Here is a 26,126-nt window from a genome sequence, read left to right on the forward strand (position 1 = left end):
ACCTGGCGCCCTGGGAGATCGAGGCCAAGTCTCCCGATGCCTTCGTGCTGGACCAGACTGACCTCGACGGACGAGTGGTCTGGGCGTGCGTCCAGCAGATCGCGGACTCGCGGGTCAGCCCGCCGGAGACCGTGGACGACGTGCTCGGCGTTCGTAGCGGCGGCAACTCACGACGCTGTCCTGTTGAGGAAGTCGATAACGTGGGCGTTGAGGGAGGCGGCATCGTGCCATGGCATTGAGTGGTGGGACTGGCCGGGCAGTACCGTGACCTCCGCGTGGGGCAGAAGGTGTGTGGCGGCGGACGCGACGCGGTGCGGGGAGTGGGCCTTGCCGCGTCCTGCGAGGAGTACCAGGGTCGGCGTTGTGAGCGCGCGCAGCGATTCGGGCCTGGGGCGCCTCCCGGTTATGACCTTCGTGTCGGGGAACTCCGCGGCCAGGCCGTAGAGCCGTGACCAGGCGGGGTCGGCGTGCGCGCCGCCGGTCTCCCATGCCAGGAAGGCCCGTGCGCGCGAGGCCGTCGGCCGGATGAGGGACGGCAGCGCGCGTGCCAGGTATCCCGCCCGGAACCCTCCGAAGCACTGCGTCGGATCGAGCAGGACGAGGCGCCGGACCCGCCGGGGCGCGTGCAGGCCGTAGGTCAGGGCGATCCAGGCCCCGTAGGAGTGCCCGCACACCGCGGCGTTCTCGACCCCGAGCCCGTCGAGCACCCCGTCCAGCCAGCCGAGCAGATCGTGGACATCGCGAGGGGGGCGTCCGCCCCGGACGCTCCGTCCCGGCTCGCCGATGCGATCCACGGCGTACACCCGATGGCGATGCGCGAACTCGGCGACGTTGGCGAACCACATCGCCGCCGTGGTCCCACCGCCGTGCAGCAGCACCAACGGCGGGCCGTCCACGGGGCCGCACGCGTTCACCCGTGTCGTGCCGTACATCGACGGCAGATCGATCGGCTCGACCCGAACAGGCCAGCGCGCGAGGACCGCGTCGTAGGCGGACAGGAAGACCGTACTCGCGTCGCCGGACATGCCTCACCCCGATAAGTAGCTCGCTCAGCAATAATCTCGCTGAGCGAGATAATGCCATACTGTGGCGAGGGCACGAGAAAGTGGTGGAAAAGTGGACGAACAGGACGCCGGGATGCGGGTGGTGCATCTGCTGCGTGCCATCACCGTGGAACTCGACCGCATGGGGGAGAGGTTCGCCGCCGGGCACGCTCTTCATCCGACCGATGTGCGCGCGCTCATCTGCCTGCTGGACGCCGACCGCACGGGCACACCCGCCACCCCGGGGACGCTGGGGGCGCAGCTCGGCCTGAACTCCGCGGGCACCACGGCGGTGGTCGACCGTCTGGAGAGACTCGGTCACGTGCGCCGGGAGCGCGACACCCGGGATCGTCGGCGGGTGCTGCTGAAGGTGGAGGAGAACGCCATCGCGCTCGGATGGGGCTTCTTCGGCCCGCTCATCCGCGAGATCGTCACCGTCATGGACCGGTTCGACGCCGCGGAGCAGGCGACCATCGAGCGCTTCCTCGGCGATGTGCACGAGGCGGTCACCAGGTCATAACGGGCCGGAGATCTGCCGGGGTGAAACCGTCGTGCTCCTGCAGCAAGGTCCAAGCCGTTTGCAAACGCGGCCCGGAATCCTGACGCCGTGAATCACACCGGCCTGTCACGGAGAAGTGCGACGCGCGGAGACCGGCCGGTGTGGTTCGTGCAGGGAGACCACAAGGGCTTTAGGCCGGCGGTGCCGACCCTCGAACGGGACAAGAAGGAGACGGTGGACATGAGCACTGTGCCGTTGTTCGGAATCGTTTTCGGAGCGGTGTTCACCGGGATCGGCATCCGTGTCCTCACCGTCGGGCAGCGGCTGCGGCGGCACGGGACGCGAGTGCCGGGCATCGTCGCAGGACTGCGCTGGTCCGGCGGCGACGACGGCGTGTACTACCCCACACTGCGGTTCCAGACGGTGCAGGGCTCCATGGTGGAGACCGAGTCGGATCTGGGCTCCAACCCGTCACCGGTCCGTCCGGGCCAGCAGGTCACGGTGGTCTACGACCCCGAGCGACCCCAGCGCGCCCGGTTGGACGGTGCGAACGGCGGAGGCGTGCTCCACGGCGTACTGTTCCTGATCTTCGGAGCGGTCGTCCTGGTGGTCTCCCTGATCTTCGCGGTCGGCTCCTGGCTGTGAGGCCGGGGATGGACACCGCTGGCGGTGACTCATCCTTCGGCCGCGCCATCCGCGACCCGGTCATCGCCCCCCGGTGTTTCCGTGGAGGTCCCTCGCTCGTGGATTTCGTCCGTTCCCGATGGGGACCACTCAACCGCTCGCAAGGCGGTACGGCCTGAGGGCTGTCCTGAGGGGAGGAGCGGGCGACGAAGCAGGTTGTGCCGCGACTCAGAGCGGCACCCGGGACCGGAGCGTCGTCGTTTCCCAACCGCTTCTGCAGTGGTTGATACGGGTGCCAAGCAGATCGTCCGGTCCGGGCTCGGACTGGTTCCGATCAGAGGCTGGCTCCACTGTGCTTCACCGTACAGGACCTGGTGCTTGCGTTTATTTCGTCTGTTGCGGATACTGCGGTAAGGAGGTGTGAAGATGACAGATGTACAGGCCAGGCGGGTGCAGCCTGGAAGCATGGACGCCGAGATGGCCGGTCGTGCCGTGCGTCGCATCAAGGATTACCTCATGCGGTCTCCTGGGCAGGAGACCATCCGCGTTGTCGGGGAGCATGGTGCGGAGGATCCGTTGGTCCTGCCTCGGGAGGCCGTGAGCCTGTTGGCTTTCATCCTCGCCCAGGCGGCCGGGGGGCGAGGGGTGACGGTTGTTCCCTCCCATGCCGAGCTGACGACCCAGCAGGCGGCGGACATGCTGAACGTCTCGCGCCCATACCTGATCAAGCTTCTTGAGGAGGGGGAGATTCCCTTCCGCCTGGTCGGCAAGCACAGGCGTGTCACGTACGAGGACCTTCAGGAGTACAAGCGTCGCGATGACGCCAAGCGCCGTACGGCTGCCGATGAACTAGCCGCATTGGGCCAGGGGCTGGGCATCTGAGAATGGGCTTTGTGGTGGTCTATGACGCGAACGTGCTCTACGGCAAAACGCTTCGCGATCTGCTCATCCGCCTGGCCATGACGGGACGGCTCCAGGCCAAGTGGACCGGCAAGATCCTTGACGAGATGCAGCGCAACCTCGCCGCCAATCGTCCGGACATTCCAGAGGAGAAACTGGACAAGCTTCGCCTGCTTATGAACTCCGCGGTCCGAGATTGCCTGGTTGAGGGGTACGAAACTCTTGTCGAGGGGCTGAAACTGCCTGATCCAGATGACCGACATGTGCTTGCTGCGGCGATCAAAGCAGGAGCGCAGGTCATCGTCACGTCGAACCTCGGAGATTTTCCTCCGGAGTACCTGGCGCCCTGGGAGATCGAGGCCAAGTCTCCCGATGACTTCGTGCTGGACCAGATCGACCTCGACGGACGAGTGGTCTGGGCCTGCGTCCAGCAGATCGCGGACTCGCGGGTCAACCCACCGGAGGCCGTGGACGACGTACTCGACGCCCTGGAGAAAGCGGGTCTGGTCGAGTCGGTCGCCGCCCTTCGCGCCGGCTAGCGGCTCACGCCCGTCACCCAGGCGTGAGCCGTACGGCCAAGCGTCAGGCGGCGGTGCAGAGTCTCCCGTTGAGGGCGAAGTTCACGGGAGCGGGCTGGGAGCCGGTGTAGGAGGCGGTGAAGCCTATTTGGGTGGTTGAGCCGACGGGGATGACCTTGTTCCACTGTCTGTTTTTGCCGGTGAGGCGGGTGCCGGTCTGGGTCCAGTCCGCGGACCAGCCCGAGGTGAGCTGTACGGACGACGCCGGGTAGTCGACCGTCAGGGTCCAGCCGTCGATGGGGGTCGTGCCGATGTTGCGGACGGTGATCTCCGCGTTCAGCAGGGAGCTCCACGTCGCCGCGCGGTACGACACCGAGCACGTCGGGGTCGGAGTGGGGAAGCCCTCCCTGGCCAGGGCGGACAGGGGGGCGGAGGGCACGCTGACGTTGCCGGCCGCGTCCCTGGCGACCACGAAGTAGGTGTAGCGCTGCCCGACGACCACGTCGGCGGACTCGGCGAAGTTCAGGAATCCGGAGGGCAGGACCGTGCCGACCTTGGCGTAGGTCGTGGCGGTCTCGCGGTAGACGTCGTACGCGGTCACGGCCACGTTGTCGGTCGAGGGCTGCCAGCAGAACGTGACGCCCCGGTAGTCCTGCAGGCAGGCGTCACGCAGGTCGGTCGGCTGGCTCGGCGGCGTGTGGTCGCCCGGCTCGGGGGTCGGCGAGGCGGTCGGGGTCATGCCGAGCGTGGCGGTCACCGTGATCAGGGCGGAGGGCGGGCTGACGTGCCCTTCTGCGTCCCTGGCCACGACGTACATCGTGTACCGGCGGTTCAGGACGCCGGAGAAGCCGCCGATCGTGGCGGTCGTGGTGTTGGCGAGGACGAAGCCGTCGGCGTCCAGGCGGTACAGGTCGTAGCCGGCGACCCCGGTGGCGTCCGAGGAGGGGTCCCAGCAGATGGAGGCGTAGCCGTACTCGGTGAGGGGAGCCAGCGGGACCGGGCAGGGCCGCAGGTTGCTGGGGCGCGTCGGGGAACCGGGGTTGGTCGCCGTCTCCGTGGGAGAGGGAGCGGCCGCGTATGCGACGTCGCTCAGCGGGGCTGCGGCCATGCTGATCGCCAGCATGGCGGTCAGTAACGCGACCGTGAGGAATCCGAGGGTGAGGAGGACCGTCCCGGAGGATCGTCTGCCAAGTTGCATGATGTCCCTGTCGAATCGTTTCTGGCGTGTGTCCCCCCGCGGTGATTGTGGAGTGTTTCTGACATTTCGTAAAGTCGCGGTTTTGCAAACAAGCAAAAGCGCTACGACATCGGTCAGCGCTTGGCGCAGCCGACGCAGGTCGTCGCGACCGGGCGCGCCCGCAGGCGTTCGACGGGGATGGGGTTTCCACAGCGTTCGCAGACGCCGTAGCGGTCGTGCCTCAGCCGTTCCACGGCCTCCTCCAGATTGTCGAGGTGGCCTTTCGCCTGGTCGATCAGGGCCTGGATGTGGGCGCGTTCGAACGCGATGGTGGCGCCCTCGGGGTCGTGCTCGTCGTCGACGGCCACGAGTGCGGAGGATCCGACGATGTCGTCCCAGGCGCGCGTCAGCGTCGCGATCCGCGTCACCGTGCTCGCGCGTTCGGCGGTGAGCAGATCTCGCAGGGCCGCCTTCTCCGCGGCGGAGAGGGCGCGAGGCGACCGTTCGGTCATCATTCGTCCAGGTTACGCGCAGCTCAGGCGGTGTGACGCAGCTCACGTCACGTTTCGAGTCCCTGGCCGGTTCTCAGCGGCGAGGAAGGGAGAGACGGATGACGCATCACATCGTGGTTCTCGGGGCGGGGTACGCGGGACTGGTCGCCGCCAAGCTCGCGGCGCGACAGGCGGGAACCAAGGTCACCCTGGTCAACCAGCGGGACCACTTCGTGGAACGGGTACGGCTGCACCAACTCGCCACCGGCCAGCGCCTCCGCGACCTGCCGCTGACCGAGCTGCTCGCGGGCACCGGGATCGAACTGGTCGTCGACACGGTGACCGGGATCGACGCGGATGCCCGGACTGTACGGCTGGCGCACGCGGAGCGGATCGGCTACGACACGCTGGTCTACGCGCTGGGGAGCCAGGCCGACCTGGGCCTGGTGCCCGGGGCCGCCGAGCACGCCCACACCGTCGCCTCCCTCGACCAGGCCGAGCGGCTCAGGGCGCGGCTGCGCGACGGCGGCACCGCGGTCGTCGTCGGGGGCGGCCTCACCGGCATCGAGGCGGCGGCCGAACTGGCGGAGTGCCTGCCGGAGGTGAAGGTACGGCTGGTCACCGAGGGCGCGCTGGGCGGAGCGTTGTCACGGAAGGCCCAACGGCACCTGAACGCCGTCTTCGCCCGGCTCGGTGTCGAGGTGCACGAGCACGCGCGGGTGGCCGAGGTGCGCGACGACCACGTCACGTTGGAGGGCGGCGACCGCCTCAGCGCCGACGTCACGATCTGGACGACCGGCTTCCGGGTCCCCGAACTGGCGCGCGAGGCCGGGTTCTCCGTCGATGACAGCGGGCGCCTGCTGGTCGACCCGACGCTCCGCTCGGTCTCGCATCCGGAGGTGTACGGCATCGGCGACGCGGCGGCCGTGCGAACGGCCGACGGCATGGAGCTGCGGATGGCCTGCGCGACGGGACTTCCCGTGGCCCAGCAGGCCGTACGGGCGATCACCGCGCGGAGGGCGGGCCGTACGCCGAAACCGGTGCGTTTCCGGTACGCCAACCAGTGCGTCAGCCTCGGCCGCCACGACGGTCTGATCCAGTTCGTCCGCGGGAACGACAGCCCGGTCGAGATGGTGCTCACCGGGCGGGTGGCCGCCGCCTACAAGGAGGCGATCGTGCGGGGCACCGTCATCGCGCTGCGTCACCCGGGGATGCCGACCCAGATGCCGGGACGCTGACGGCCTCCGGCGCCGTCGTCAACAGCCAGGGGGATCCTCGGTAGGCCGCGAGCGGGACCACCGGATCACCTCCCAGGGGGACGATCTTCGCCATGCCCCACGACCACACTTTGATCTTCAGCGCGCCGCCTCTCTGAATGTGATCCACACGCGGAAGGGAACCGATGGAGATGAAGATGAGGACGTACGGCAAGGCCATGTCCGTGGCGGTGGCGGCCGCCGCGGTTGCGGCGATGACCGTGGCCTCTCCCGCCTCGGCGGCGGTGACGATCAGGGTCGAGCGGGCCTACTCCGAGATCGTGCCGGAGTGGAACACGCAGTTCACCTGCCCGACGAACCAGGTGCTCACCGGCCGCACGCACAACGGCGACGAGAACGCCTGGACCACGTACCACTGCAGCTGGATCTTCATCAACGGCGAGCAGGTCCGGGTGTCCATCGGCGACTGGAGCCCCGGTCAGAAGGAGAGCAGGTCCAGCTACAGCGCCCCGGCGGACCAGGCGCTCGTCGGCCGTTCGCACACCGGCGACGAGAACGGTACGACGAGATACCGCGCCGCCACGCTGTCCTGGCAGGGCCGCCCGGTACGGCTGACCGCCACCACCTGGAGCGGTGACCACAAGGAGAGCAAGCACACCTTCCAGGCGGACTACAACCGGGTCCTCGTCGGCCGTTCGCACAGTGGTGACGAGAACGGCAAGACCCGCTACCAGCACGCCCTCGTGACCTTCGAGGGCTGACCACCTTTGGACGTACGCGGAAGGGAACCGAAGAAGATGAAGACGAGGACGTACGGCAAGGCCGTACCCCTGGTGGCGGCCGTTGCCGCGGTGGCGGCGATGACCGTGGCCTCTCCCGCCTCGGCCGCGGCGGTGACGATCAAGGTCGAGCGCATCTACCAGGAGACGGTGCTGGAGCGGGCGGACGCCTTCACCTGTCCGGCGAACCAGGTGCTCACCGGCCGGTCGCACAACGGTGACGAGAACGCCTGGACCACGTACTACTGCAGCTGGATCTTCATCAACGGCGAGCAGGTCGAGGTGCACTCAGGCGACTGGACCTCCACCCAGCGGGAGAGCAAGTCCAACTACAGCGCTCCGACGGACCAGGCGCTCGTCGGCAGGTGGCACACCGGCGACGAGAACGGTATGACGCGCTACCGCACCGGCGCCCTGTACTGGCAGGGCCGTCAGGTACGGCTGACCAACCTGTCCTGGAGCGGTGAGTACAAGGAGAGCAACCACAACGCGCAGGCGGGCTACAACCGGGTCCTCGTCGGCCGCTCCCACAACGGCGACGAGAACGGCAAGACCCGCTACCAGTACGGCACGGTGACCTTCACCGGCTGACGCTTCCCAATCCCCTGATCGCCGCCGCCACCCCCACGGCGGCGATCAGCGGTTTCGCCCACCGACCTGGGGCGGGGGCCGATCGCCGGATGCTCGGCAACGCCCTACAGGAGTCCGCGCCTTGACGCCCAGTCCGGGAGCTCGTTTCCGGTGCAGGGGAGGCGCATTCCTGTGGATCTGAGGGTGTCCACATGGCCGCAGATCTCCACGAGCGTCATTTTGCCGAGCCGGTGCAGCCGGGTCAGGAACCACACCGTTCCGTGTATCTCCAGCCCCTGCGCTCGGCCCACTCTGGTCGCGTCACGATCATCCGTGATGGCGACAAGACCATGAATCTCGGCGGCGGTGAAGACGCTGGCCTCTCCCACGTTGTGCTCGTCGGCACCCAGCAGGTTGGCCCACTGCCCGAAGGCGATCAGTTCCTCGTCGGTGTCCTGCGGGAGAACCCGTAGCCATTCCAGGTCGGCGGTCGATCTCAGTGACGGGTACTGGTCGCTGTACTTGTCGACCTCCTTCGCCACGATGTGTGTGGTGGTCAGCGTGGAGACGCAGGCGCCGAGAACGTCGAGGCGGTCGGCTTTGGCGAAGTGGTGAATGACCATGGCGTCCGCGACGAGCGGGGGTAGTGGCCCGTCCGCTCCGGTCACGCTCATGGAGCATCATCCTCTTCGGGCCTGGGTGGCAGATCCGCCGCGCTTTCAAGCTGCCCGTGCATCAGTTCCAGAGCCCGTTCACCGGTGATCCGGCCCTTCCGGTACGCCGTCATCACGGCGTGCGCGAAACTCGGGGGGACGCGAATGGTGTTGAGGTCCGGCTGAGGTGACCAACCCAGGGAGTCTCTGAACTCCGCGAGGGTCGGTAGGCAGGATCGAAGGCCTTTTTCCTCGGTTGGAGTGATCAGTTTGGCGGTCCGGGCCTGCCGTAGCGCGAGACTCCAGGAGGTTCGATATTCCGCCGCGAGCCCTACCAGGGCTGATCGGGTTGATTCCTTCACCCTGAAGGCTTGGCGGACAGCCTCGACAGGCAGGAGGAGTTCTGCCGCGAAGGCGTCTATCACCGCTTCGCGTTCCATCCTGGAGGCGCTGATCCCTATGTCCGTTGAGTACTCGTCGCCAAGTATCAGATGACCGAGTTCGTGAGCCGCGGTGCTGCGCCGTCGACCGGGATCACCGTTGAGGCTCACCACCGCCGCCGCCACGTCGCCGTCCACCGCCGATGCTCCGTCTCCTGGCAGATCCGTCACCAGGATGTACTGACCACATCGCTCGCACAGATCAGCCAGGGACTCGATGGCGGCGGTTCCCAGGTGGAGATCGTTTCTGAGCCACCTGGCGGCCTCCACCGCGGCGGCAGGCCTGTCAACTCTGCCGGTATACCGCTTGATCGGCTTCGGACTGAGCACGCCTAACGACATGAGCATGCGGATCTCACGGATCCACGCGGCCAGCGCGCTGTCGATGCGATAGGAGGCCTTGGTGGCGTCCGACACCGTGTCCTCGGCCAGAGGCGTGCGGTGGGACATAACCGTCGGCGGCGCGTTCAGGAAGTGCCCGATGGGCATGTCGAGCGCACGGGCCAGCCGGGCGAGTTCCAGTGCGTCGAGCCGCCTTGAACCGGCTTCGATCTTGCTGACCATGGTTCTGTCAAGATCAATTTCCAGGGCAAGCTGTTCCTGTGACAGTCGCATGGCCAGTCGCGCCTCGCGGACTCGCTCTCCGATCTCGCTCCAGTCAAGGGTGCTCATGGTGCGATAATCGCACACCGCATGGTAGGTGGAGCAGACGTCGTGGATATCAGGGAAACAACTTTGCTGAAGCGATGAGATGGGATGTCGGACCCGGTGCTCTCTTCTTGGAGGCCGAATCAGGTCAGGGTGCCGGCGAAGATGATTATTTGGTCTATGTCGCCGTTGGGCGTCAGGTGGACGACGTCTGTGCCGGACAGGATGGGTTCGCCGGTGGGTGACTCGTAGCGCCAGCCGAATCTCGCCCATTCTCCTGGGGCGTCCACGTCGGTTGTTCTGATGAGGCGGCCCGGGCCTTCGGGGTGGCCGTGGACGACCTCGGTGATGAAGTCGTTGACGGCTTCGCGGCCGACGCCGCGGCCCAGGGGGTTCCAGAAGACGACGTCGGCGGAGAGCGCGCGGCTCAGGAGGGTGGTGCGACGCTCGGGGTCAACGGTGTTGGCCGCCTCGACGAAGTCGTCGACGACCCGCGCGTAGAGGTCTTCTTCCATCGCTCCACGGTCCTTTCGACGGGCGCCATCTGTTCCTACCCTTCGTCGTGGTTTCCGAGGGTTGGGGAGGAGGGCGTCTACGATCCTGAGAAGGGGGTGGGGTCCATGGCGGAGGAAATGACGGGGCTGGCGGGGCTGCTGTACGAGATGGGGTTGCTCAAGCGGTACCGGCGCACAGGATGGCTGGTCGCCGGGGTGCGTGATCCCGAGAGTATCGCGGACCACTCGTTCAGGGCGGCGGTCATCGCGAGCGTGATCGCGGCGCTGGAGGGCGCGAATCCCGAGCGGGCCGCGTTCATGAGCCTGTTCCACGACACCCAGGAGACGCGGATCACCGACATCCCCTACCTCGGCAAGCGCTACCTGAAGCCGGCGTCGAACGAGGAGGTCACGGCCGACCAGGTGAGCGGGGTGCCCGAGGTCGTGGCGGAGGTGGTGAGCGGTGCCGTCGCCGAGTACGAGGAGAAGACGAGCCTTGAGGCCGTCTGCGCCCGCGACGCCGACAAGCTCGAATGCCTGGTCCAGGCGGTCGAGTACCGCGAGCAGGGATACCAGAACGTCCAACCGTGGATCGACAGCTCGCTCGCCGCGCTGCGGACGCCCTCGGCCAAGCGACTGGCGGACGAGGTGCTCGACACGGGATCGCTGGAGTGGGTGACCCAGGTCCTCAACGGGGACTGAGCCCATGTCCCCGGCGGGGAAACGGGGCCTGAGCAGGAAGGACAAGTCCGGTCGTGTGGGGCTGGACCCACGGCCCATGCAGGACTGGGTCGCGCTGCCGATGGGGGACAAGCTCGGTCGTGTGGGGCTAGGTCGCGCTGCCGGATAGGGGGCAAGCCTGGTCGTGCGGGGCTGAGTTCACGCCCTTGACAGGGGAAACGGAGAGACTGGATCGCGCCGCCGATGGGGGCAAGCTCGGTCGTGTGGGGCTGAATCCGAAAGCGGCCACGGTCCAGGTGGGGTTGGACAGGGCGATTTCGGTTGTACGGCTCTCGCGGGGGTGGGAGAGCGAATCGGCAGGTCAGGGGACTGTCAAGGGTGGGTATTGTGGGGATATTCGTGTTGTTTATCCCCTTTGTCCTTGTTTGGGAATCTGCTTGAGGATCTCTGGGGGACCTGAAGACCCGAGGTGAGTCCCATGAGCATTCACGTTCACGTCCGTGTCAGCGGCGGCCTGGCCGTCACCGAGAGTGGGGAACTGGTCGAGGACTACCGCTGCGGGTGCGGTGCCACCTGGACGGATGTCCACCGGGTCGACGAGGGGCAGCCCGAGATCTGAGCCCCTCGCCGCCTGGCGGAGGGGAAGGTCAGCCGCGGATGCCGCACAGCAGGCGGTTGTTGCCGCGCTGCCACAGGCAGCCGACCTCGACGAAGCCCGCGTCCAGGAGCGCGTTGACGTGCGTGGACAGCAGCGGGGACTCCGAGCCGTGGTGGTCGGCGCCCGCGGTGGCGCGGGTGGCGTTGAGTTCGGTGAAGGCGGGGGCGGCGGCGACCGCGTCCCACCACTGACGCCAGTCCTCGGGGTGGTTCCCGGCGAACCTGCGCGCGGCCTCCCGGTCGTGCACGGCGAGTTCGAGACGCGACAGGGCCGGGGTGGTGTCCTCGGTCTCCATGTGGTCGCCGTTGAGCAGGAGCCCACCGGGGCAGAGGACGGTCGCCACCTCGGCATACACCTTCGCGATGTCCTGCGGGGAGATCCAGTGCAGCGCCGTGGTGCTCACCGCGGCGTCGGCGGGGCCGTCCAGGCCGAGTTGGTCGCTCCAGCCGGGGACGCGCAGGTCGAGAGAGACGAACCTGAGGCGCGGGTCGGGGTAGGCGGCCCTGCCGAGGCCGAGCAGCAGCGGGTCGGCGTCGATTGCGACCACCCTCGCCTCGGGAAGGCGTTCCAGGAGCCGGGCGGCCAGTGAACCCGGTCCGCAGCCGAGGTCGATGACGAGCGGATCCGGGCGGCCCGCCGCCTCCACGGCGTCGATCAGCGCGGTGAAACGCTCCTCACGGTCGGGTAGGTAGCCCTCCTGCTGACGGTCCCAGCGCGTGATCCACTCATGTGCGACATCGTGGGTGAGCACACCGGCCTCCTTGTGACTGTCGTCTATGCTTTCAACAGTTACAAGCTAGAACGCGAGGATGTAACTGGTCAAGTGGATTTCAACAGTCACACCGATGGGGTCGTCCGCGTCGCGGTCGCACTGGTCAACGCGCTGTCCCCGGGGGAGCGGCGGGGCCGTCCCTTCCCGCGCCCCCGTGACCTCGCCGTCGCGGGGACCGAGGCGCTGCGGGGTGCCGGATACCCGGACCAGGCGAAACTCACCGAGAACGAGGCCGCCGAACTGGCCGGGATCGCGGCCAGGCTGCGCGAGGTGTTCGAGGCCGTCGCGGCCGAGGACATCGACGCCGCCGCCCTGAAGGTCAACGACCTGCTCACCGAGACGCGCGCCCGGCCCTCACTCCAGCGGCACGACGGCGAACCCTGGCACCTGCACTTCCACGGCCCCGACGGGACTATGGCTGCCGACTGGGGGGCTAGCTGTGCCACCGGTCTGGCGATCGTGCTGGGCGGCGACTTCCGCGACCGCCTCGGGGTCTGTACGGCACCGCACTGCGACCGCGTCTACGTGGACGTCTCCCGCAACGGCACCCGCCGCTTCTGCGGCACCGCGTGCCAGAACCGCGTCAAGACCGCGGCCTTCCGCGCCAGGGAGGCGAAGGGGAAGGTCACTCCGTGACCAGGCCCGCCTCGTGGGCGAGGACGGCCGCCTGGACCCGGTTGCGCAGGTCGAGACGGGTGAGGATCGCGCTGACGTGCCCCTTGACCGTGCCCTCGACGAGGCCGAGCCGCCTGGCGATCTGGGCGTTCGACAGCCCGGCGCCGAGCAGGGCGAGCACGTCGCGCTCCCGCTCGGTGAGCGCCTCGACCCTGCCACGGGCCGTCACCGCGCGGCCGAGCCGGGGCGAGCGGAGCTCCCCGATCACCCGCGCGGCCATCCTCGGCGACAGGTAGGCGCCGCCCCCGGCGACCGCGTGGACCCCGGCGATCAGCTCGCGGGGGTTGCCCGACTTGAGCAGGAAGCCGCGTACACCGTCGTCGAGCGCCCTGGTCAGGTAGGCGTCCTCGCCGAAGGTCGTGAGGATGGCCACGGCGACCGCGGGAGCCGTACGGATGATCTCGATGGCGGCGGCGAGACCGTCGAGGCGGGGCATGCGGATGTCGAGCAGGGCGACGTCGGGCCGGTGCGTGAGGGCCAGCTCGACGGCCTCCCGCCCGTCTCCGGCCTCGGCCACCACCTTGATGCCCGGGTCCGTGGCGAGGATGGCGCCGACCCCGGCCCTGACCATCTCGTCATCGTCGGCCAGCAGCACTCTGATCATGGTTCTCCCGCGTAGGGCCGCGACGGCTTCGGTCACGATTGCTCCGCGTGTGGCAGTGTGGCCACGACCTCGAACTCCCGGCCCCGGGGTCCGGCCTGGAAGGTGCCGCCGTGCTGGGGGACGTGTTCCCGGAGCGTGGGCAGGCCCGAACCCGCCCCGGTGCCTCGCCGTACGCGATGGGGGAGGGGGTTGACGACGGTGACCACCGTCGTGTCGTCGGAGGTGGCCAGGCGGACCCGCACGGGTTCGCCCGGGGCGTGTTTGGCGGCGTTGGTGAGGGCCTCCTGGACGACGCGGTGGGCGAGCTCGCTCGTCGGGGGCGGCAGGTGCCGTACGCCGTGCCATTCGAGGGAGACCGGCAGGCCCGCGCCCGCGGCCCGCTCGACGAGGGCCTCCACGCTGCCTGCGGGGAGGAGCGGCGCGGGGCCGCCGTCGCGCAGCAGGGTGAGGACCTCGGCCAGGCGCTCGGTCGCGAGCCCGGCGCTCTCGCGCAGCTTCGCGGCGGCCTCACGGTGGCGTTCGTCCAGGTCGGGAGCCATCTCCAGGGCTCCGGCGCGTAACGCGAGCAGGCTCAGTTCGTGGCCGAGCGTGTCGTGCATGTCGTGGGCGATCCGGGCGCGCTCCTGGAGCCTGGCCCGTTCCGCGGTGACCGTGACCAGCTCGGCCTGCTGGTACGTGGAGCGGCCGAGCATCCACGGCAGCGCGACCGTCAGGCCGAGCAGCAGCACCCCCACCCCCCACACCTCACCCAGGGCCACGCCGAACACGACGTCGAGCGCCACCCCGGCCGCGCACGCGCCCAGCGCGGGAGCCACCTTCGGCGCCCTCCGCCCCGCCAGCAGGCTGATCACGAAGAGGGACGCGCAGAGCGCGCTGCTCCACACCGGGACGCTGTCGGTCATGCTCAGCGCCACGGTGACGCTCGCCACCGCGCATATCCAGAGCGCGACCGTCGGGTACGGCCCCAGCGACACGGCACCGGCGACGGGGACGAGCAGGGCGGCGGCCAGCGTCCACCCGGACAGTTCACCGGACAGGGCGATGACGGCCAGCAACCCCACGAGCAGCACCGACGCCCACGGAGGGACGGGCAGGCGGGTCATGGCACCGACACTATCCGGGCCGGGGAAGTACGGCGGAGCCGGACAAGGGTGACGATCCTGGAGGTCAGCACGGCGAGGTTCACCAGGGCCGCGACCGCCGTCCAGACGACCAGCGGGGCCGAGTAGTAGAGAAGCTGCAGATAGGTGATGTCCCGCCCACCCCCCGCGAGCGTGCCCAGCAGCCGGGGCAGGAAGACCAGCAGGACCAGGGGAAACACCCTGGGCAGCAGCCTCGGGACGAGCCGCCACCGGGGCCGGGAGGCGAACCGCTCCGCCCAGCGCCGGACGTGCCGCAGGTTGCGTACGCCGAGGACCAGGCTCAACAGGGTGAGGCAGGCCAGCGCCAGGTCGATGATCAGCCGCAGCGGGGGATCCGTTTCCGCCGTGCCACCGGTCACCAGGGCGGCCAGTTCGTCCGCCAGCGCGCCGATGCCCTCGTTGCCGAGTCCGATGCCGCTGTTGCCCATGACCGCGATGCCGTACCCGCCGGGAAGCAGCAGTTGGTGGGCGGTGTAGGTGAACCAGACGCCGCTGTGGCCGATCCGTCCCTTCGTGTCAGTGTCCCAGCCGAGGCCGTACGTCCAGCGCCGGTCTGAGGAGGTGTGCGTGGCCCGCACGCCCGCCGCGGACAGCAGCCGGGTGCCGTTGGGGGCCATGCCCCCGTTGTTCTGTGTGATGAGCCAGGTGGCCATGTCCTCGGCGGTGGTGATCACGCCGTCGGAGCCGCCGACGAACCGCTTGGGCTCGGCGGCCGGAAGCGAGAGCCCGTAGGCGTAGAGGTGTCCCTCGCGCACGCCGGAGGGCAGGTCACGCGGGGTCTGGGCGATCGTGGTCGTCGAACGCATGCCGATGGGACCGAACACGTGCCGCCGCAGGTGCTCGGAGAACGGCTCACCCGTGACGACCTCGACCAGCCGGGCGGCGAGGTGGTAGTTGGTGTTCGTGTAGCGGTGCCGGGTGCCCGGTTCGGTGGCCAGCGTCGCCGTCCCGGCCCGGACCACGGCCTCCTCGGGGGAGCCGGGCTGCGGCAGGCTCTTCTCGGGGAAGGTGGCGTCGCTGAGCCCGGAGGTCTGGTTCAGCAGTTGCCGTACGGTGATCCGCGTCCCCCGGAGGTCGGCGAGGTGGAAGCCGGGCAGATAGTCCCGAACCGGGGCGTCCAGCACCACCTTGCCCTCCTCGGCCAGCCGTACCACGGCGAGCGCGGTGAAGGACTTGCTGACCGAGGCGACCGGCATCGGCGTCGTCGCGGTCACCGGGGCGCCCGAGGAGTCGTGGCCGTAGCCTCCCGTGTAGAGCACCCGGTCACCCCGCGTGATCGCCACGGCGACGCCCGGATAGCCGGACCTGGCGGCGAAGCCGGACACGACCCGCTGGACCGCCGTGCCGTACGGCTCCGCCTGGGCGGGCAGCGGGGCGGCGACCGTCATGGTCAGGAGGACCATGGCCGTGAGAAGTGCCGTTTTCCAGGTTGGGGTTCTGTTACACGACATGGCGTGCTCCGATCGTCTCGTTGGCGAAGGTCACGTTAGGCACCGCGAAATCCCAGGTCAGGAGCCCGAAGTCAGGGGACGTCCCTGTCTTTCGTCAGGGGTGGGTTTTCTTTTGGTGGCCGAGGAGGTTCGTGAGGCGCCATAGGCTTGGGGGCATGCAGGAACCGGGTGAGAAGCAGTCGAGCGTCCTGTCGAAGATCGCCATGCTGGCCGGGGTCGGGGTGGCGGCGGGCGCGGTGGTCGCGGGACTCGCGTTACCGGCGGTAGGCGGCGCGGGCTTCGGACTCATCTCGGCGACCAACGAGATCAACCTCGCGCCCGAGGAGCTCGTCGAGCCGCCCCCGGCCGAGGTCACGGTCGTCGAGGACGCCAAGGGCAAGCCGATCGCCCGGTTCTACGAGCAGTACCGCGAGGTCGTCGAGCTCGACCAGATCGCTCCGATCATGAAGACTGCCATCATCTCGATCGAGGACTACCGCTTCTACGAGCACGGTCCGATCGACATCGAGGGCACGATCCGGGCGCTCGCCAGGAACCTGCAGGCGGGCGGGGTCGCCCAGGGTGGTTCCAGCATCACCCAGCAGTACGTCAAGCAGGTGCTGCTCAACGCGGCCGACACCGAGGCCGACAAGAACAAGGCGCTTGAGGCCAGCTACGCGCGCAAGCTCAAGGAGCTGCGCTACGCCATGGCGGTCGAGAAGAAGTACACCAAGGACCAGATCCTGGCGAAGTATCTGAACATCGCCTACTTCGGCGCGGGCGCCTACGGCGTCGAGGCGGCGGCCAAGCGGTTCTTCGGCGTCAGGGCGGACGCGCTCTCCCTGGCTCAGGCGGCGACGCTGGCCGGTGCCGTACAGGACCCCAACGCCACCGACCCCAACCTGGGCAAGAAGCAGCGCGAGCGGCTGCTGAAGCGGCGCAACGTCGTGCTCGACCGGATGGCCGAGCTCGGCAAGGTCTCCAAGGAGGACGCCGACAAGGCGAAGGCCACCGGGCTCGGTTACAAGGGCACGAAGCTCCCCGGCGGCTGTGAGTCCAGCAAGTATCCGTACTTCTGCATCTACGTCCGCAACGAAATCCTGAAAAATCCGGACTTCGGGAAGAAGGCCGCAGACCGGGTGAAGTTCCTCAACCGGGGCGGCCTGACGATCAAGACCACGCTCGACGCCGGGATGCAGGCCGCCGCGGACAAGGCGATCAAGAAGTGGGTCTACGCCTCGGACAACCCGGTCGCCGCGGAGGCGCTGGTCCAGCCGGGCACCGGAGCCATCAAGGCCATGGCCGCCAGCAGACCGTACGGCGGGGACGCCGACAAGCACGAGATGGCCTACAACGTCGTCGCCGACGCCGCGCACGGCGGCGGCATCGGCTTCCAGGCCGGATCGACCTTCAAGACCTTCACCCTGATCACCGCGCTGAGCAAGGGCATGAAGGTCAACGACGGCTTCAACGTCGGCGCGGGCTACACGGCCCCCGGCTACGCGTCGTTCAAGAACTGCGCGGGCGAGAGCATCGGGGACCCGAACCACACCGTCACCAACGACGAGGGCGCCCCCGGCTGGCGGACCCTGCAGACGGGCACCTGGGGCTCGGTCAACACCTTCTTCATGACGCTCGAACAGCGCGTCGGTCTCTGCGACGTGGTCAAGACCGCCAAGTCGCTCGGCATCCACCGCTCCGACGGGAACAAGCTCCAGGAGTACGAGACCTTCACCCTCGGCATCAACGAGATGGACCCGGTGACCGTGGCCAACGCCTACGCCGCGATCGGCGCCAGGGGGAAGTACTGCGCGCCGATGGCGATCTCCCAGATCACCGACCGCGACGGCAAGGTCACCACCTACAAGCCCAAGTGCCGTCAGGTTCTCGACCCCGAGGTCGCCGACGCGGCAGCCGACGTGCTTTCCGGCGTGTTCACCAAGGGCACCATGCGGGGGGTCGGCGGCATCGGCCGTGACGCGGCGGGCAAGACCGGCACCACCGACAGCTACGCCACGGCCTGGTTCGCCGGGTTCACCCCCGACCTGGCGGGCGCCGTCAGCATCGGTGACCCGCGCGGCTCGCAGAGCCACAAGCTGAACGGTGTCACCATCGGCGGCCAGTACTACGGCTCGGTCGTCGGTGCCAGCATCTCCGGGCCGATCTGGAAGGACACGATGCTGGCGGCGCTGAAGGGCATCCCGCCGACCAAGTTCACCCCGATCAACACCTCGCGGTTCGGCGGTTGTGGCCAGAGCTGCCAGCCCGCGCCGCCGCCGGACGAGGACGACGACGGTCCCGGCGACGTCTGGCAGGACGACAACGGCCGAGGCGGTTGGGGCAACCACGGCCGCGAGAACGACACGGGCCGCAACGGCCGAGGACCTTTCGGCTGACGGGTACGGCACGCGCGACCGGGCCGGTCAGGCGGGAGCAGGTCGTCCCCGCGTGACCGGCCTCGCCCGTTCTGGCTGGTATGGCGCGCTCAGGGTAGAGATCGGCTTTGGCCGTACGGCAACCGGCTGGATCCGTCAGGTGGGAGAGCTGTCCGCGTGACCGGCCTCGCCAGTTCTGGCTGGTACGGCGCGCTCAGGGTAGAGGTCGGCTTTGGCCGTTCGGTGACCGGCTGGATCCGTCAGGTGGGAGAGCTGTCCGCGTGACTGGCCTTGACCGTCCTGGTCGGTACGGCTCGCTCAGGGCAGGGACCGGCTTCGACTGCTCTGGCCGTACGGCGTGCTCAGCCGGGCCGGTTGGGCGGCAGATCCCCGCGACCGGCTTTGCCCGTTCTGGTCGGTACGGCTCGCCCAGGTAGGGCTGGTTGGGGGCTTGTTCCCATGACCAGCCCTGGCCGTACGGCGTGCTGGTTGGATCGGGTGGGATCCGCGGGCCGTACGGGCTGCTCAGGCGGGGGAGGTGGGGGCGGCGATGGTTTCGGTGAGGCGGGAGAAGGAGTCGGCGCCGTGACCGGCTTCGACGGCCCTTCGGGCTACCGCCCTGGCCGCGTCGATCACCCCCGTGTCCAGTCCCCTGGCGCGGGAGGCGTGGGCGATGTGGTCCATTCCCGCCAGGGCCGACACCAGCGCCGAGGTGTCGGCGGCGTGGTCGCCCTTGTCGACGTTGCGGGCGAAGTCGTCGATGACGATGGGCAGCAGTGAGCCGATCCCCCTGGCGAACGGGGCCAGGTCCCTCGCCGGGACGCCCTCGGCCGAGGCCAGCGCGAAGGCGTGGACCAGACCGCTCATCGACGTCCAGAACAGGTCGAGCAGGGCGACGTCGTAGGAGGCCGCCCGTCCCGGTTCCTCGCCCAGGTAGACACCGCCCGCGCCCAGCGCCTCCAGCGTCGCGCGATGCTCCAGATAGGCGTCCTCGCGCCCGCTGTACAGGACGACGGCCTCGGGGCCCCCGATGGTCTCCGTGGGGGTCATGATGGCGCCGTCGAGGTAGCGCACGCCGTTCTCCTCGGCCCAGGCGGCGGTCCCGCGGGCGCGCTCCGGCGTGTCCGCGGTGAGGTTGACCAGGGTCCTGCCCCTGAGCGCCCCCGCGGCGGGTTCGACGATCGCGTGCACGGCGTCGTAGTCGATCACGCAGACGACCGTCAGCGGGGCGGCCTCGACCGCCAGCGCGGGGGTGTCCGCCCTGGTCGCGCCCCTGGCGACCAGGTCATCCGCCTTGCCTGCCGTACGGTTCCACACGGTTGTGGGGTGGCCGTTGTCGAGGAAGGCGCCCGCCAGCGCCTGGCCCATCGGCCCCAGGCCGAGAACCGTCACCGGGACGCGGTGGTCGTGAGTCATCGTCATCCGTTCCAGGAGATCGAGAAGTGAGAGGCGTCCTGCCGGCGGGGACGTGTTCGATGCTGGTCCCGGGCGGGGGATTCCTCAAGTACCCACTCTCATGTCAGTTGCTCACCTCCCGGTAAGCACGCGTGCGACTCCCGCCGTACCGCCAGCTCTGGAAGTCGCACGTGACGAGCCGACTTTCGGGCGATGTGGGGTACGGCGGGGCGTCACGAGGATGCCTCGTATGAGCGAACCGATCAGCGGACCAGTCATCCGCGGCGCCCTGACCGCCGCAGTCCTGCTCGCCCTCGCCACCCCGGCCACGGCCATGGCGACCCCGGCGGAGACACCCGCGCTCGCCCTGCCCGCGCCGACCGGGCCGTACGGCGTCGGCACGACCGCCCTGCACCTGGAGGACGCCACCCGCCCCGATCCCTGGGTGGCCGAGCAGAGGACCCGGCACTCTGGTATCCCACCCGGACGCACCGGGGGAGCACGGCACCGTACATGACGACCTCCAGGAGGCGGCGCTGCTGCTTGAGGAGCAGGGCGCCAAGGGGGTGCCCCCCGAGGCGCTGAGCGGGACGCGGACCAACGCGGTCCTCAACGCCCCCGTGGCGGGGCACGGCCTTCCCCTCGTGGTGCTCTCGCCCGGTTTCAGCCTGCCCCGCAGTTCGCTGACAGCCCTGGCCGAGGACCTGGCCAGCAGGGGATACGTGGTCGCGGGCATCGACCACACGCACGAGACGGCGACGACCTTCCCCGACGGCCACACCGAGACCTGCACCGTCTACAAGGCCAAGCCCGATGCCGCGTTCGGCGAGAAGTCGACCAGGACCAGGGCGGCGGACGTCTCGTTCGTGCTCGACCGGCTGACCGGCCCGCGTCCCGCGTGGAAGGACGCCCGGGTGATCGACAGTTCCCGGATCGGGATGGCGGGTCACTCCGTCGGCGGCGCCGCCACCACCTGGACGATGCTCGAAGACCGCAGGATCGACGCCGGGGTCAACATGGACGGCACCTTCTGGGCGCCGATCCCCGCCCGTGGGCTCTCCCGGCCGTTCCTCCTGGTTGGCGAGGACAAGAACGGTCCCGACGGCGGCGACCCCACGTGGGCGCGGGAGTGGCGGCGGATGACCGGGGGGAAGCGCTGGATCACCGTCGACAGGGCGACCCACGGCACCTACACCGACCACACCCTCCTCATGGAGCAGCTCGGCGGCGACATCGACAGGGGGATCACCGGAGCCCGCGCGCTGGAGATCACCCGTAGGTACGTGGGAGCCTTCTTCGACCTCCACCTCCGTGGGCGGGCGCGGCCGCTGCTCGACGGCCCCTCGAAGCGCCACCCGGAGGTCAGGTTCTGGGACACGAAAAAATCCTGAAAAATCATAAAAAGGGTGTCGAAAGCGGTTCGGCTCGTTCGAAGCATGGTCAGAAGGCCGGATGAGCGGCCCGGATCGAAGGAGACACACCATGCGGTACCTGATCGTCCTCAGGCTGAACGAGCAGCCGCAGACCCCGCCGCCCGCCGAGCTGATGGAGGCCATCGCCAAACTGGGCGAGGAGGCCACCGGCGCGGGCGTCCTGCTCGACACTGCGGGGCTGGCGCCGAGCGCGCAGGGGACGCGGGTCGAGCTGGCCGGTGGGCGGCTGAGCGTCACCGACGGCCCGTTCGCCGAGACGAAGGAGTTGATCAGCTATGCCCTCTACCAGGTCGGCTCGAAGGAGGAGGCCGTCGAGTGGGCCGCCCGCTTCCTGCGGCTCCACCGGGACCTGTGGGCCGGTTGGGAGGGGGAGGCGGACGTCCTGCGTGTCCTCGGCCCCGAGGACTTCGCCGCCCTGGCCTGAGTCATGACGGGCGGTGATGTTCGCCGGGTGGTCGAGGCGGTCTGGCGGATGGAGTCCGCCAGGGTCGTCGCAGGGCTCGCCCGGATGGTCGGCGACGTCGGCCTCGCCGAGGAGCTGGCGCAGGACGCCCTGGTCATCGCGCTCGAACGGTGGCCGGAGACCGGCGTTCCCGACAATCCCGGCGCCTGGATCACGCTCACCGCCAAGCACCGGGCGATCGACCTGCTGCGCCGCAGGACCCGCTACGACCGCAAGCTCGAAGAGGTCGCCCGGGACCTGGAGGCCCGCCAGGAGCGGGACGTCGTCCTCGACGACCCCATCGGGGACGACGTCCTGCGGCTGCTCTTCACCGCCTGCCACCCCGTGCTGCCCACCGAGGGACGGCTCGCGCTCACCCTGCGCCTGCTCGGCGGGCTGACGACGCGGGAGATCGCGCGGGCCTTCCTGGTGCCCGAGCCGACCGTCGGGCAGCGCGTCTCCCGGGCCAAGCGGACCCTCACCGAACGGCGGGTGCGGATCGAGATGCCCGAGCCCGCCGAGATGGCCGAGCGGCTCTCGTCGGTCCTTGAGGTGATCTATCTGATCTTCAACGAGGGCTACGCGGCGACCGGAGGCGGCGACTGGACGCGTCCGGCGCTGTGTGAGGAGGCGCTGCGCCTGGGCAGGCTCGCGGCCGGTCTCATGCCGGGGGAGCCGGAGGCGCACGGCCTGGTCGCGCTCATGGAGATCCAGGCGTCCCGTCTCGGCGCGCGGACGGGGCCCGACGGTGAGCCGGTGCTCCTGCTGGACCAGGACAGACGGCTGTGGGACCGGCTGCTCATCCGTCGTGGCCTGGAGGCGCTCGGCCGGGCCGAGGCGCTCGGCACCCTCGGTCCGTACGGCCTGCAGGCGGCCATCGCCGCCTGTCACGCCCGTGCCCTCCGTGCCGAGGACACCGACTGGGAGCGGATCGCCGCGCTCTACCGGGTGCTGGCCCACGTGGCGCCCTCCCCGGTCGTCGAGCTGAACCGCGCGGTCGCGGTCTCCATGGCGTACGGCCCGGCCAGGGGCCTGGAGATCGTGGACGGGCTGGCCGGGGAACGCGCGCTCAGGGACTATCCGCAGCTGCCCGCCGTACGGGGAGATCTGCTTGGGCGGCTCGGCCGCGCCGAGGAGGCGCGGGCGGAGTTCGGGCGGGCCGCCGCGCTGACCCGCAACGAGCGGGAGCGGGCTCTCTTCCTGGCCCGCGCGTCAGGCCCTGCCGTACCACGTGACGGTTGAGCCGTTGCTGAAGGAGCGGCTGGTGGTCCGGGTGAAGAGGGTGGGGGAGAACGCGCCGGTGAAGGCGGAGATGCCCACGCCCGCGACCACGGGGTAGCTCTTGACGACCAGTTCGTCGATCTCCGGGAGCAGGGTGCCCGCCAGCTTTCCGCCCCCGCACAGCCAGATGTCCAGGCCGTCCTCCTTCTTCAGCGCGCGCACCAGCGACAGGGGGTCGCCGGGGACGAGATTGACCTCGGGGTCGGCGATCTCCGGGATGGTGGTCGAGACGACGTACTGCTCCAGATGCGGGTAGGGGCTGGCGACACCGGCGTCGAGACCGGGCTGATAGGCGCCGCGTCCCATCAGGACCGTGCCGAAATGCCTGTTCGGCGTGTCGAGGCCGAGCTGCGTGCGGCTGTGGACGAAGAAGGTCTCCGGATAGTCGGTGGCCATCCACGTCACCATGTCGTCGGGCACGGGGTAGAAGTCGAACTCGCCGCCGGGGCCCGCGATGTAGCCGTCGATGCTGACGCCGACGTAGTAGACGAGCTTTCGCATATGTTCACTCCGATTGAAGTACTATGACTGAAGTGGTTTGAACGTAGTACTACATCTGGAGTGGTGTCAACCGAGATGCGACAGAACCAGGCAAGACGGGCCGCGTTGCTCGACGCCGCCATCGACGTGCTGGCCCGCGAGGGCGCGCGTGGGCTGACCTTCCGCGCCGTGGACGCCCAGGCGGGGGTGCCCGGGGGGACGGCCTCCAACTACTTCGCCAACCGCGACGACCTGCTCACCCAGGCGGGCACACACGTCTACGAGCGCCTCACGCCGGACCCCGAGACCATGGCCAGGAGCCTTGAGGGGCCTCGTGACCGTGAGAAGGTGCTCCAGCTCATGCACGAGGTGGTCGGGCGGGTCAGCGCCTACCGCGCCGGTTATCTGGCCCTGCTCGAACTGCGCCTTGAGGCGACCCGCAGGCCCGGGTTGCGCGCCGTACTCACCCCGAGGATCAGGAAGGACGTCGACGACAACGTCGACTATCACCTGAGCTCGGGGCTGCCGGGTGACGCGACGGCGGTGACCCTGCTCTATCTGGCCATGAACTGGCTGATCGTGGAACGGCTCACGCTGCCCGACGTCTTCGGCGAGGAACAGGCGCGTGAGCTGGTCGAACGCGCCGTCGAACGCCTCATTCCTGAGGTCTAACCGGTTTGGCAAAAAAGCGCTACAAAGCGTGATATAAGTGGCGGGAATTGTCGTTTTGTGAAACCTCGATGAACAGAACATTCGTGGTGATATGAGAATTTTCGCGCTGATTGCCGGTGGCGCCGTGGCAGTTCTGGCGGCCTTCGGGATGCTCGCCGAGTCAAGCGGATCGGCGAGTCCGGACACGGGCGTGCGGGTGGCGAGCGTGCGGACGGCCGCCGCGGCTCCGGGCAAGGTGACGGTGAAGACCTCGCTGCTGAAGGTGGGCGGGAAGTCCTACCTGTCGGCCCGGGTGACCAGCGCGTACGGCACCGCCAGGCGGTTCACCGTGAAGCAGCGCGTCTGCGCGGCGAGCACATGCCGTACGGTCCCCGTCGCCCTGACCGTGGGCGCGGGGATGACTGGGTGGCAGGAGCGGTATCTCGGCACCGGCTCCTACCGCAAAAGCGGCGCCCCCGGCGTCTCGGCGACCACCCCGCCCGCCGTACCCGCCGCTCCCGTGCCCGCGCCTGTCCCGGTTCCGACGGTGACCGTGACGGTCAGGGAGACGGTTCGGGAAACGGTCACCGTCACGGCGACCGTCACAGCCACGGTCACGGCTCCCGCGCCCGTGGCGGGTCCCGCGCCGGGGACCGAGGACACGCTGTGCGGGGCGCCCGCCAACGCCTACGGCTTCACCTTCTGCGCCACGGGCGCCAGGGTGTACGCCCCCGCCACGGAGGCCTGCCTGGTGTTCGACTGCATCGACAACTTCCCCAAAGGTGAGGGTTACCTGGTGATGTGCAATGACGGGAAGGTCAGCATGTCCGGCGGCCTGCCGGGGGTCTGCTCCTACCACAACGGCTGGTCCAGGGACATCTACCGCTTCGCCACCTGATGCCCCCCGGGTCAGTGGTCGGTCCGTCTGCCGGGAGTACGGCGGTCGGCCTCGTCGGCCAACTGATCCTCGACGACCGCGCACCATCGGTGCCACTGGGCCAGGTCGAGGTGTTCGGCCACGTCGCCGACCCCCTCCCTGGCCATCAGTTCGTGGTTGGAGGCCGCGGTCTCGTGCGCGTTGACCAGGGCATGGTGACCGTGGCTGGCGAGCGCCTCGCTCACCGCCAGGTTCACCGCTATCTCCCCCATGGTCCTGGGCCGGCCGAGAACCTCGTCCTCGGAGCCATCGGACGCGTAGCTCTCAGACTCGTCGCTCATAGGAGCCTGAGTGCCCAGCCTTCGGTAGATCTACCTCCTGACACGCGAGCTTCGAAAGGCACCCTTTCGGGGGAGGCCGGGGAGAAATACCCTGCACGGCATGATTGAGGTGGAGTTGCGCGGCTGGGGCCCGGGTGACGTGGGGGTCGTGATCGACGCGTTCGGGGCGCCGGACATGGCCGACCAGGCGGCGCGGCCGATCGACACGCACAGGGCGGCGCTCGAATGGATGGGGACGTGGGGCTTCCGTGACGACGCCCACGCGTTCGCGGTCGTGTCCGGCGGCCAGGTGGTCGGCAACGTCGCGGTGAGCAACATCGACGCGCACGACACCGGCTGGGTGTCCTACTGGACGGTTCCACGGGCCAGGGGCAGGGGCGTCGCGGTCGCGGCCCTCACCAAACTGGCGCGCTGGGCGTTCGCCGAGCGGGGGCTGTTCCGCCTCGAACTCGGGCATCGGATGAACAACCCGGCCTCGTGCGCGGTGGCGACGCGGGCGGGCTTCCCGTCCGAGGGGGTCGAGCGGGCCAAGCTGAACTACGGGGGCGTACGGCACGACGTGGAACGGCACGCCCGGCTGGCCACGGACTGATCGGGTGGGTCGTGCGACTGGCCGTGCGACTGATCGGGTGGGTCGGGTGAAGTGCGGTGGCGGGTGGGGGTAGCCTGTGCGGCAGGAAATTTCGCGCTTTAGCGGGTTTTGTCGATAGCTGTAATATCCGTCCTTGACAACCTGGGCGGGGCGGAGGCGCGGGTGCCGGGGTGGGCGCCATACCAACACTTGATGAACAGCGCCGAAGGCGAAAGTTAACCGTATTTCGGGAAATATAGAGTTT

General features: G+C 69.1%; 32 protein-coding genes. 19 read left to right on the forward strand and 13 right to left on the reverse strand.

Features of this window, described 5'->3' with window-relative positions:
* Positions 1-44 precede the first annotated feature (44 nt).
* Positions 45-239, forward strand: a complete 195-nt coding sequence (locus tag FHS44_RS42855) for a VapC50 family PIN domain-containing toxin (RefSeq protein ID WP_513762732.1) — start codon at positions 45-47, stop codon at positions 237-239.
* Here the strand turns inward: FHS44_RS42855 and FHS44_RS01410 are convergent.
* Positions 168-1,025 carry an alpha/beta fold hydrolase gene (locus FHS44_RS01410; RefSeq protein WP_184712021.1) on the reverse strand — a complete coding sequence of 286 codons (858 nt, stop codon included), beginning with the start codon at positions 1,023-1,025 and terminating at the stop codon, positions 168-170. The genes FHS44_RS42855 and FHS44_RS01410 overlap by 72 nt on opposite strands.
* Positions 1,026-1,116: 91 nt before the next feature.
* Between FHS44_RS01410 and FHS44_RS01415 the strand changes: the two genes are divergently transcribed.
* The 4 genes from FHS44_RS01415 to FHS44_RS01430 all read left to right on the forward strand — a co-directional run bounded on the left by FHS44_RS01415 (position 1,117) and on the right by FHS44_RS01430 (position 3,605).
* Positions 1,117-1,563: a MarR family winged helix-turn-helix transcriptional regulator gene (locus FHS44_RS01415; RefSeq protein ID WP_221460276.1), complete on the forward strand. Its 447-nt coding sequence runs from the start codon at positions 1,117-1,119 to the stop codon at positions 1,561-1,563.
* Between the two features lie 219 nt (positions 1,564-1,782).
* Positions 1,783-2,187, forward strand: a complete 405-nt coding sequence (locus tag FHS44_RS01420; RefSeq protein WP_184712022.1) for a DUF3592 domain-containing protein — start codon at positions 1,783-1,785, stop codon at positions 2,185-2,187.
* Between the two features lie 444 nt (positions 2,188-2,631).
* Entirely contained in the window at positions 2,632-3,048 is a 417-nt protein-coding gene (locus FHS44_RS01425) for a helix-turn-helix domain-containing protein (RefSeq protein WP_246435045.1), read from the forward strand.
* Positions 3,049-3,050: 2 nt separating this feature from the next.
* Positions 3,051-3,605, forward strand: coding sequence for a PIN domain-containing protein (locus FHS44_RS01430; protein WP_184712024.1), 555 nt, complete (start codon positions 3,051-3,053; stop codon positions 3,603-3,605).
* A gap of 43 nt (positions 3,606-3,648) precedes the next feature.
* On the opposite strand, the gene FHS44_RS01435 is transcribed toward FHS44_RS01430, so the two are convergent.
* Positions 3,649-4,782: a cellulose binding domain-containing protein gene (locus FHS44_RS01435; protein WP_184712025.1), complete on the reverse strand. Its 1,134-nt coding sequence runs from the start codon at positions 4,780-4,782 to the stop codon at positions 3,649-3,651.
* A gap of 113 nt (positions 4,783-4,895) precedes the next feature.
* On the reverse strand, positions 4,896-5,276 hold the full coding sequence (locus tag FHS44_RS01440) for a TraR/DksA family transcriptional regulator (protein WP_184712026.1): 381 nt from the start codon (positions 5,274-5,276) through the stop codon (positions 4,896-4,898).
* Positions 5,277-5,371: 95 nt separating this feature from the next.
* Between FHS44_RS01440 and FHS44_RS01445 the strand changes: the two genes are divergently transcribed.
* The 3 genes from FHS44_RS01445 to FHS44_RS01455 all read left to right on the forward strand — a co-directional run bounded on the left by FHS44_RS01445 (position 5,372) and on the right by FHS44_RS01455 (position 7,839).
* On the forward strand, positions 5,372-6,490 hold the full coding sequence (locus FHS44_RS01445) for an NAD(P)/FAD-dependent oxidoreductase (protein WP_184712027.1): 1,119 nt from the start codon (positions 5,372-5,374) through the stop codon (positions 6,488-6,490).
* A 170-nt stretch (positions 6,491-6,660) separates the two neighbouring features.
* Positions 6,661-7,230: a hypothetical protein gene (locus FHS44_RS01450; protein ID WP_184712028.1), complete on the forward strand. Its 570-nt coding sequence runs from the start codon at positions 6,661-6,663 to the stop codon at positions 7,228-7,230.
* A 36-nt stretch (positions 7,231-7,266) separates the two neighbouring features.
* The gene (locus FHS44_RS01455; RefSeq protein WP_184712029.1) at positions 7,267-7,839 is read left to right on the forward strand and encodes a hypothetical protein; all 573 of its coding nucleotides are present in this window, start codon (positions 7,267-7,269) and stop codon (positions 7,837-7,839) included.
* A gap of 104 nt (positions 7,840-7,943) precedes the next feature.
* Here the strand turns inward: FHS44_RS01455 and FHS44_RS01460 are convergent, their stop codons facing one another.
* The 3 genes from FHS44_RS01460 to FHS44_RS01470 form a co-directional block, all read right to left on the reverse strand.
* Entirely contained in the window at positions 7,944-8,486 is a 543-nt protein-coding gene (locus FHS44_RS01460; RefSeq protein ID WP_184712030.1) for a PIN domain-containing protein, read from the reverse strand.
* Positions 8,487-8,488: 2 nt separating this feature from the next.
* Positions 8,489-9,583, reverse strand: coding sequence for a helix-turn-helix domain-containing protein (locus FHS44_RS01465; protein WP_184712031.1), 1,095 nt, complete (start codon positions 9,581-9,583; stop codon positions 8,489-8,491).
* Positions 9,584-9,702: 119 nt separating this feature from the next.
* A complete protein-coding gene (locus FHS44_RS01470; RefSeq protein WP_184712032.1) occupies positions 9,703-10,074 on the reverse strand; it encodes a nuclear transport factor 2 family protein in 372 nt (123 codons plus the stop codon).
* Between the two features lie 105 nt (positions 10,075-10,179).
* On the opposite strand from FHS44_RS01470, the gene FHS44_RS01475 reads away from it, so the two are divergent.
* Entirely contained in the window at positions 10,180-10,755 is a 576-nt protein-coding gene (locus FHS44_RS01475) for an HD domain-containing protein (RefSeq protein ID WP_184712033.1), read from the forward strand.
* 457 nt (positions 10,756-11,212) lie between these two features.
* Complete coding sequence (locus FHS44_RS01480; RefSeq protein WP_184712034.1) at positions 11,213-11,353, forward strand: hypothetical protein; 141 nt, start codon at positions 11,213-11,215, stop codon at positions 11,351-11,353.
* Positions 11,354-11,381: 28 nt separating this feature from the next.
* Here FHS44_RS01480 and FHS44_RS01485 read toward each other — a convergent pair whose 3' ends face one another.
* Positions 11,382-12,143 (reverse strand): class I SAM-dependent methyltransferase, encoded by a 762-nt coding sequence (locus FHS44_RS01485; protein WP_184712035.1) that lies wholly within the window; start codon positions 12,141-12,143, stop codon positions 11,382-11,384.
* Between the two features lie 72 nt (positions 12,144-12,215).
* Between FHS44_RS01485 and FHS44_RS01490 the strand changes: the two genes are divergently transcribed.
* Positions 12,216-12,800: a CGNR zinc finger domain-containing protein gene (locus FHS44_RS01490; RefSeq protein ID WP_184712036.1), complete on the forward strand. Its 585-nt coding sequence runs from the start codon at positions 12,216-12,218 to the stop codon at positions 12,798-12,800.
* On the opposite strand, the gene FHS44_RS01495 is transcribed toward FHS44_RS01490, so the two are convergent.
* The 3 genes from FHS44_RS01495 to FHS44_RS01505 are packed head-to-tail and all read right to left on the reverse strand — an operon-like array spanning position 12,790 to position 15,988.
* The gene (locus FHS44_RS01495) at positions 12,790-13,443 is read right to left on the reverse strand and encodes a response regulator (protein ID WP_184713383.1); all 654 of its coding nucleotides are present in this window, start codon (positions 13,441-13,443) and stop codon (positions 12,790-12,792) included. The genes FHS44_RS01490 and FHS44_RS01495 overlap by 11 nt on opposite strands.
* A gap of 32 nt (positions 13,444-13,475) precedes the next feature.
* Complete coding sequence (locus FHS44_RS01500; protein ID WP_221460278.1) at positions 13,476-14,546, reverse strand: sensor histidine kinase; 1,071 nt, start codon at positions 14,544-14,546, stop codon at positions 13,476-13,478.
* On the reverse strand, positions 14,543-15,988 hold the full coding sequence (locus tag FHS44_RS01505; protein WP_221460279.1) for a serine hydrolase domain-containing protein: 1,446 nt from the start codon (positions 15,986-15,988) through the stop codon (positions 14,543-14,545). Before FHS44_RS01505 ends, FHS44_RS01500 begins: the two co-directional genes overlap by 4 nt.
* 203 nt (positions 15,989-16,191) lie before the next feature.
* Between FHS44_RS01505 and FHS44_RS01510 the strand changes: the two genes are divergently transcribed.
* Positions 16,192-18,411 (forward strand): transglycosylase domain-containing protein, encoded by a 2,220-nt coding sequence (locus FHS44_RS01510; RefSeq protein WP_184712038.1) that lies wholly within the window; start codon positions 16,192-16,194, stop codon positions 18,409-18,411.
* 504 nt (positions 18,412-18,915) lie between these two features.
* Here the strand turns inward: FHS44_RS01510 and FHS44_RS01515 are convergent.
* Positions 18,916-19,812 (reverse strand): NAD(P)-dependent oxidoreductase, encoded by an 897-nt coding sequence (locus FHS44_RS01515; protein WP_221460280.1) that lies wholly within the window; start codon positions 19,810-19,812, stop codon positions 18,916-18,918.
* Between the two features lie 223 nt (positions 19,813-20,035).
* Here FHS44_RS01515 and FHS44_RS40055 point away from each other — a divergent pair, with 223 nt between their 5' ends.
* The 4 genes from FHS44_RS40055 (at position 20,036) to FHS44_RS01530 (ending at position 22,902) form a co-directional block, all read left to right on the forward strand.
* Positions 20,036-20,302 (forward strand): hypothetical protein, encoded by a 267-nt coding sequence (locus tag FHS44_RS40055; RefSeq protein ID WP_221460281.1) that lies wholly within the window; start codon positions 20,036-20,038, stop codon positions 20,300-20,302.
* 49 nt (positions 20,303-20,351) lie between these two features.
* Entirely contained in the window at positions 20,352-21,176 is an 825-nt protein-coding gene (locus FHS44_RS01520; RefSeq protein WP_221460282.1) for an alpha/beta hydrolase family protein, read from the forward strand.
* 91 nt (positions 21,177-21,267) lie between these two features.
* The gene (locus FHS44_RS01525; RefSeq protein ID WP_184712039.1) at positions 21,268-21,642 is read left to right on the forward strand and encodes a YciI family protein; all 375 of its coding nucleotides are present in this window, start codon (positions 21,268-21,270) and stop codon (positions 21,640-21,642) included.
* A 3-nt stretch (positions 21,643-21,645) separates the two neighbouring features.
* Complete coding sequence (locus FHS44_RS01530; RefSeq protein ID WP_184712040.1) at positions 21,646-22,902, forward strand: RNA polymerase sigma factor; 1,257 nt, start codon at positions 21,646-21,648, stop codon at positions 22,900-22,902.
* On the opposite strand, the gene FHS44_RS01535 is transcribed toward FHS44_RS01530, so the two are convergent.
* Positions 22,873-23,442, reverse strand: coding sequence for a dihydrofolate reductase family protein (locus FHS44_RS01535; RefSeq protein WP_184712041.1), 570 nt, complete (start codon positions 23,440-23,442; stop codon positions 22,873-22,875). The genes FHS44_RS01530 and FHS44_RS01535 overlap by 30 nt on opposite strands.
* 75 nt (positions 23,443-23,517) lie before the next feature.
* Here FHS44_RS01535 and FHS44_RS01540 point away from each other — a divergent pair, with 75 nt between their 5' ends.
* Both FHS44_RS01540 and FHS44_RS01545 read left to right on the forward strand, forming a co-directional pair.
* Entirely contained in the window at positions 23,518-24,093 is a 576-nt protein-coding gene (locus tag FHS44_RS01540; RefSeq protein WP_184712042.1) for a TetR/AcrR family transcriptional regulator, read from the forward strand.
* A gap of 124 nt (positions 24,094-24,217) precedes the next feature.
* Positions 24,218-24,970, forward strand: a complete 753-nt coding sequence (locus tag FHS44_RS01545) for a hypothetical protein (RefSeq protein WP_184712043.1) — start codon at positions 24,218-24,220, stop codon at positions 24,968-24,970.
* An 11-nt stretch (positions 24,971-24,981) separates the two neighbouring features.
* On the opposite strand, the gene FHS44_RS01550 is transcribed toward FHS44_RS01545, so the two are convergent.
* Positions 24,982-25,290, reverse strand: a complete 309-nt coding sequence (locus tag FHS44_RS01550; protein WP_184712044.1) for a protein kinase family protein — start codon at positions 25,288-25,290, stop codon at positions 24,982-24,984.
* Between the two features lie 100 nt (positions 25,291-25,390).
* Between FHS44_RS01550 and FHS44_RS01555 the strand changes: the two genes are divergently transcribed.
* On the forward strand, positions 25,391-25,882 hold the full coding sequence (locus tag FHS44_RS01555) for a GNAT family N-acetyltransferase (RefSeq protein WP_184712045.1): 492 nt from the start codon (positions 25,391-25,393) through the stop codon (positions 25,880-25,882).
* Positions 25,883-26,126 lie beyond the last annotated feature (244 nt).

Origin of the sequence: Streptosporangium saharense (genome assembly GCF_014203715.1) — a bacterium.
Lineage (GTDB): Bacteria > Actinomycetota > Actinomycetes > Streptosporangiales > Streptosporangiaceae > Streptosporangium > Streptosporangium saharense.

Bases quoted from the DNA above. Each gene is read 5' to 3' on its own strand.
- FHS44_RS01410 (WP_184712021.1), bottom strand. From the start codon at position 1,025: ATGTCCGGCGACGCGAGTACGGTCTTCCTGTCCGCCTACGACGCGGTC.
- FHS44_RS01420 (WP_184712022.1), top strand. From the start codon at position 1,783: ATGAGCACTGTGCCGTTGTTCGGAATCGTTTTCGGAGCGGTGTTCACC.
- FHS44_RS01425 (WP_246435045.1), top strand. From the start codon at position 2,632: ATGGACGCCGAGATGGCCGGTCGTGCCGTGCGTCGCATCAAGGATTAC.
- FHS44_RS01430 (WP_184712024.1), top strand. From the start codon at position 3,051: ATGGGCTTTGTGGTGGTCTATGACGCGAACGTGCTCTACGGCAAAACG.
- FHS44_RS01435 (WP_184712025.1), bottom strand. From the start codon at position 4,782: ATGCAACTTGGCAGACGATCCTCCGGGACGGTCCTCCTCACCCTCGGA.
- FHS44_RS01440 (WP_184712026.1), bottom strand. From the start codon at position 5,276: ATGATGACCGAACGGTCGCCTCGCGCCCTCTCCGCCGCGGAGAAGGCG.
- FHS44_RS01445 (WP_184712027.1), top strand. From the start codon at position 5,372: ATGACGCATCACATCGTGGTTCTCGGGGCGGGGTACGCGGGACTGGTC.
- FHS44_RS01450 (WP_184712028.1), top strand. From the start codon at position 6,661: ATGAAGATGAGGACGTACGGCAAGGCCATGTCCGTGGCGGTGGCGGCC.
- FHS44_RS01455 (WP_184712029.1), top strand. From the start codon at position 7,267: ATGAAGACGAGGACGTACGGCAAGGCCGTACCCCTGGTGGCGGCCGTT.
- FHS44_RS01465 (WP_184712031.1), bottom strand. From the start codon at position 9,583: ATGAGCACCCTTGACTGGAGCGAGATCGGAGAGCGAGTCCGCGAGGCG.
- FHS44_RS01470 (WP_184712032.1), bottom strand. From the start codon at position 10,074: ATGGAAGAAGACCTCTACGCGCGGGTCGTCGACGACTTCGTCGAGGCG.
- FHS44_RS01475 (WP_184712033.1), top strand. From the start codon at position 10,180: ATGGCGGAGGAAATGACGGGGCTGGCGGGGCTGCTGTACGAGATGGGG.
- FHS44_RS01480 (WP_184712034.1), top strand. From the start codon at position 11,213: ATGAGCATTCACGTTCACGTCCGTGTCAGCGGCGGCCTGGCCGTCACC.
- FHS44_RS01495 (WP_184713383.1), bottom strand. From the start codon at position 13,443: ATGATCAGAGTGCTGCTGGCCGACGATGACGAGATGGTCAGGGCCGGG.
- FHS44_RS01500 (WP_221460278.1), bottom strand. From the start codon at position 14,546: ATGACCCGCCTGCCCGTCCCTCCGTGGGCGTCGGTGCTGCTCGTGGGG.
- FHS44_RS01505 (WP_221460279.1), bottom strand. From the start codon at position 15,988: ATGGTCCTCCTGACCATGACGGTCGCCGCCCCGCTGCCCGCCCAGGCG.
- FHS44_RS01510 (WP_184712038.1), top strand. From the start codon at position 16,192: ATGCAGGAACCGGGTGAGAAGCAGTCGAGCGTCCTGTCGAAGATCGCC.
- FHS44_RS01515 (WP_221460280.1), bottom strand. From the start codon at position 19,812: ATGACGATGACTCACGACCACCGCGTCCCGGTGACGGTTCTCGGCCTG.
- FHS44_RS40055 (WP_221460281.1), top strand. From the start codon at position 20,036: ATGAGCGAACCGATCAGCGGACCAGTCATCCGCGGCGCCCTGACCGCC.
- FHS44_RS01525 (WP_184712039.1), top strand. From the start codon at position 21,268: ATGCGGTACCTGATCGTCCTCAGGCTGAACGAGCAGCCGCAGACCCCG.
- FHS44_RS01530 (WP_184712040.1), top strand. From the start codon at position 21,646: ATGACGGGCGGTGATGTTCGCCGGGTGGTCGAGGCGGTCTGGCGGATG.
- FHS44_RS01535 (WP_184712041.1), bottom strand. From the start codon at position 23,442: ATGCGAAAGCTCGTCTACTACGTCGGCGTCAGCATCGACGGCTACATC.
- FHS44_RS01540 (WP_184712042.1), top strand. From the start codon at position 23,518: ATGCGACAGAACCAGGCAAGACGGGCCGCGTTGCTCGACGCCGCCATC.
- FHS44_RS01550 (WP_184712044.1), bottom strand. From the start codon at position 25,290: ATGAGCGACGAGTCTGAGAGCTACGCGTCCGATGGCTCCGAGGACGAG.
- FHS44_RS01555 (WP_184712045.1), top strand. From the start codon at position 25,391: ATGATTGAGGTGGAGTTGCGCGGCTGGGGCCCGGGTGACGTGGGGGTC.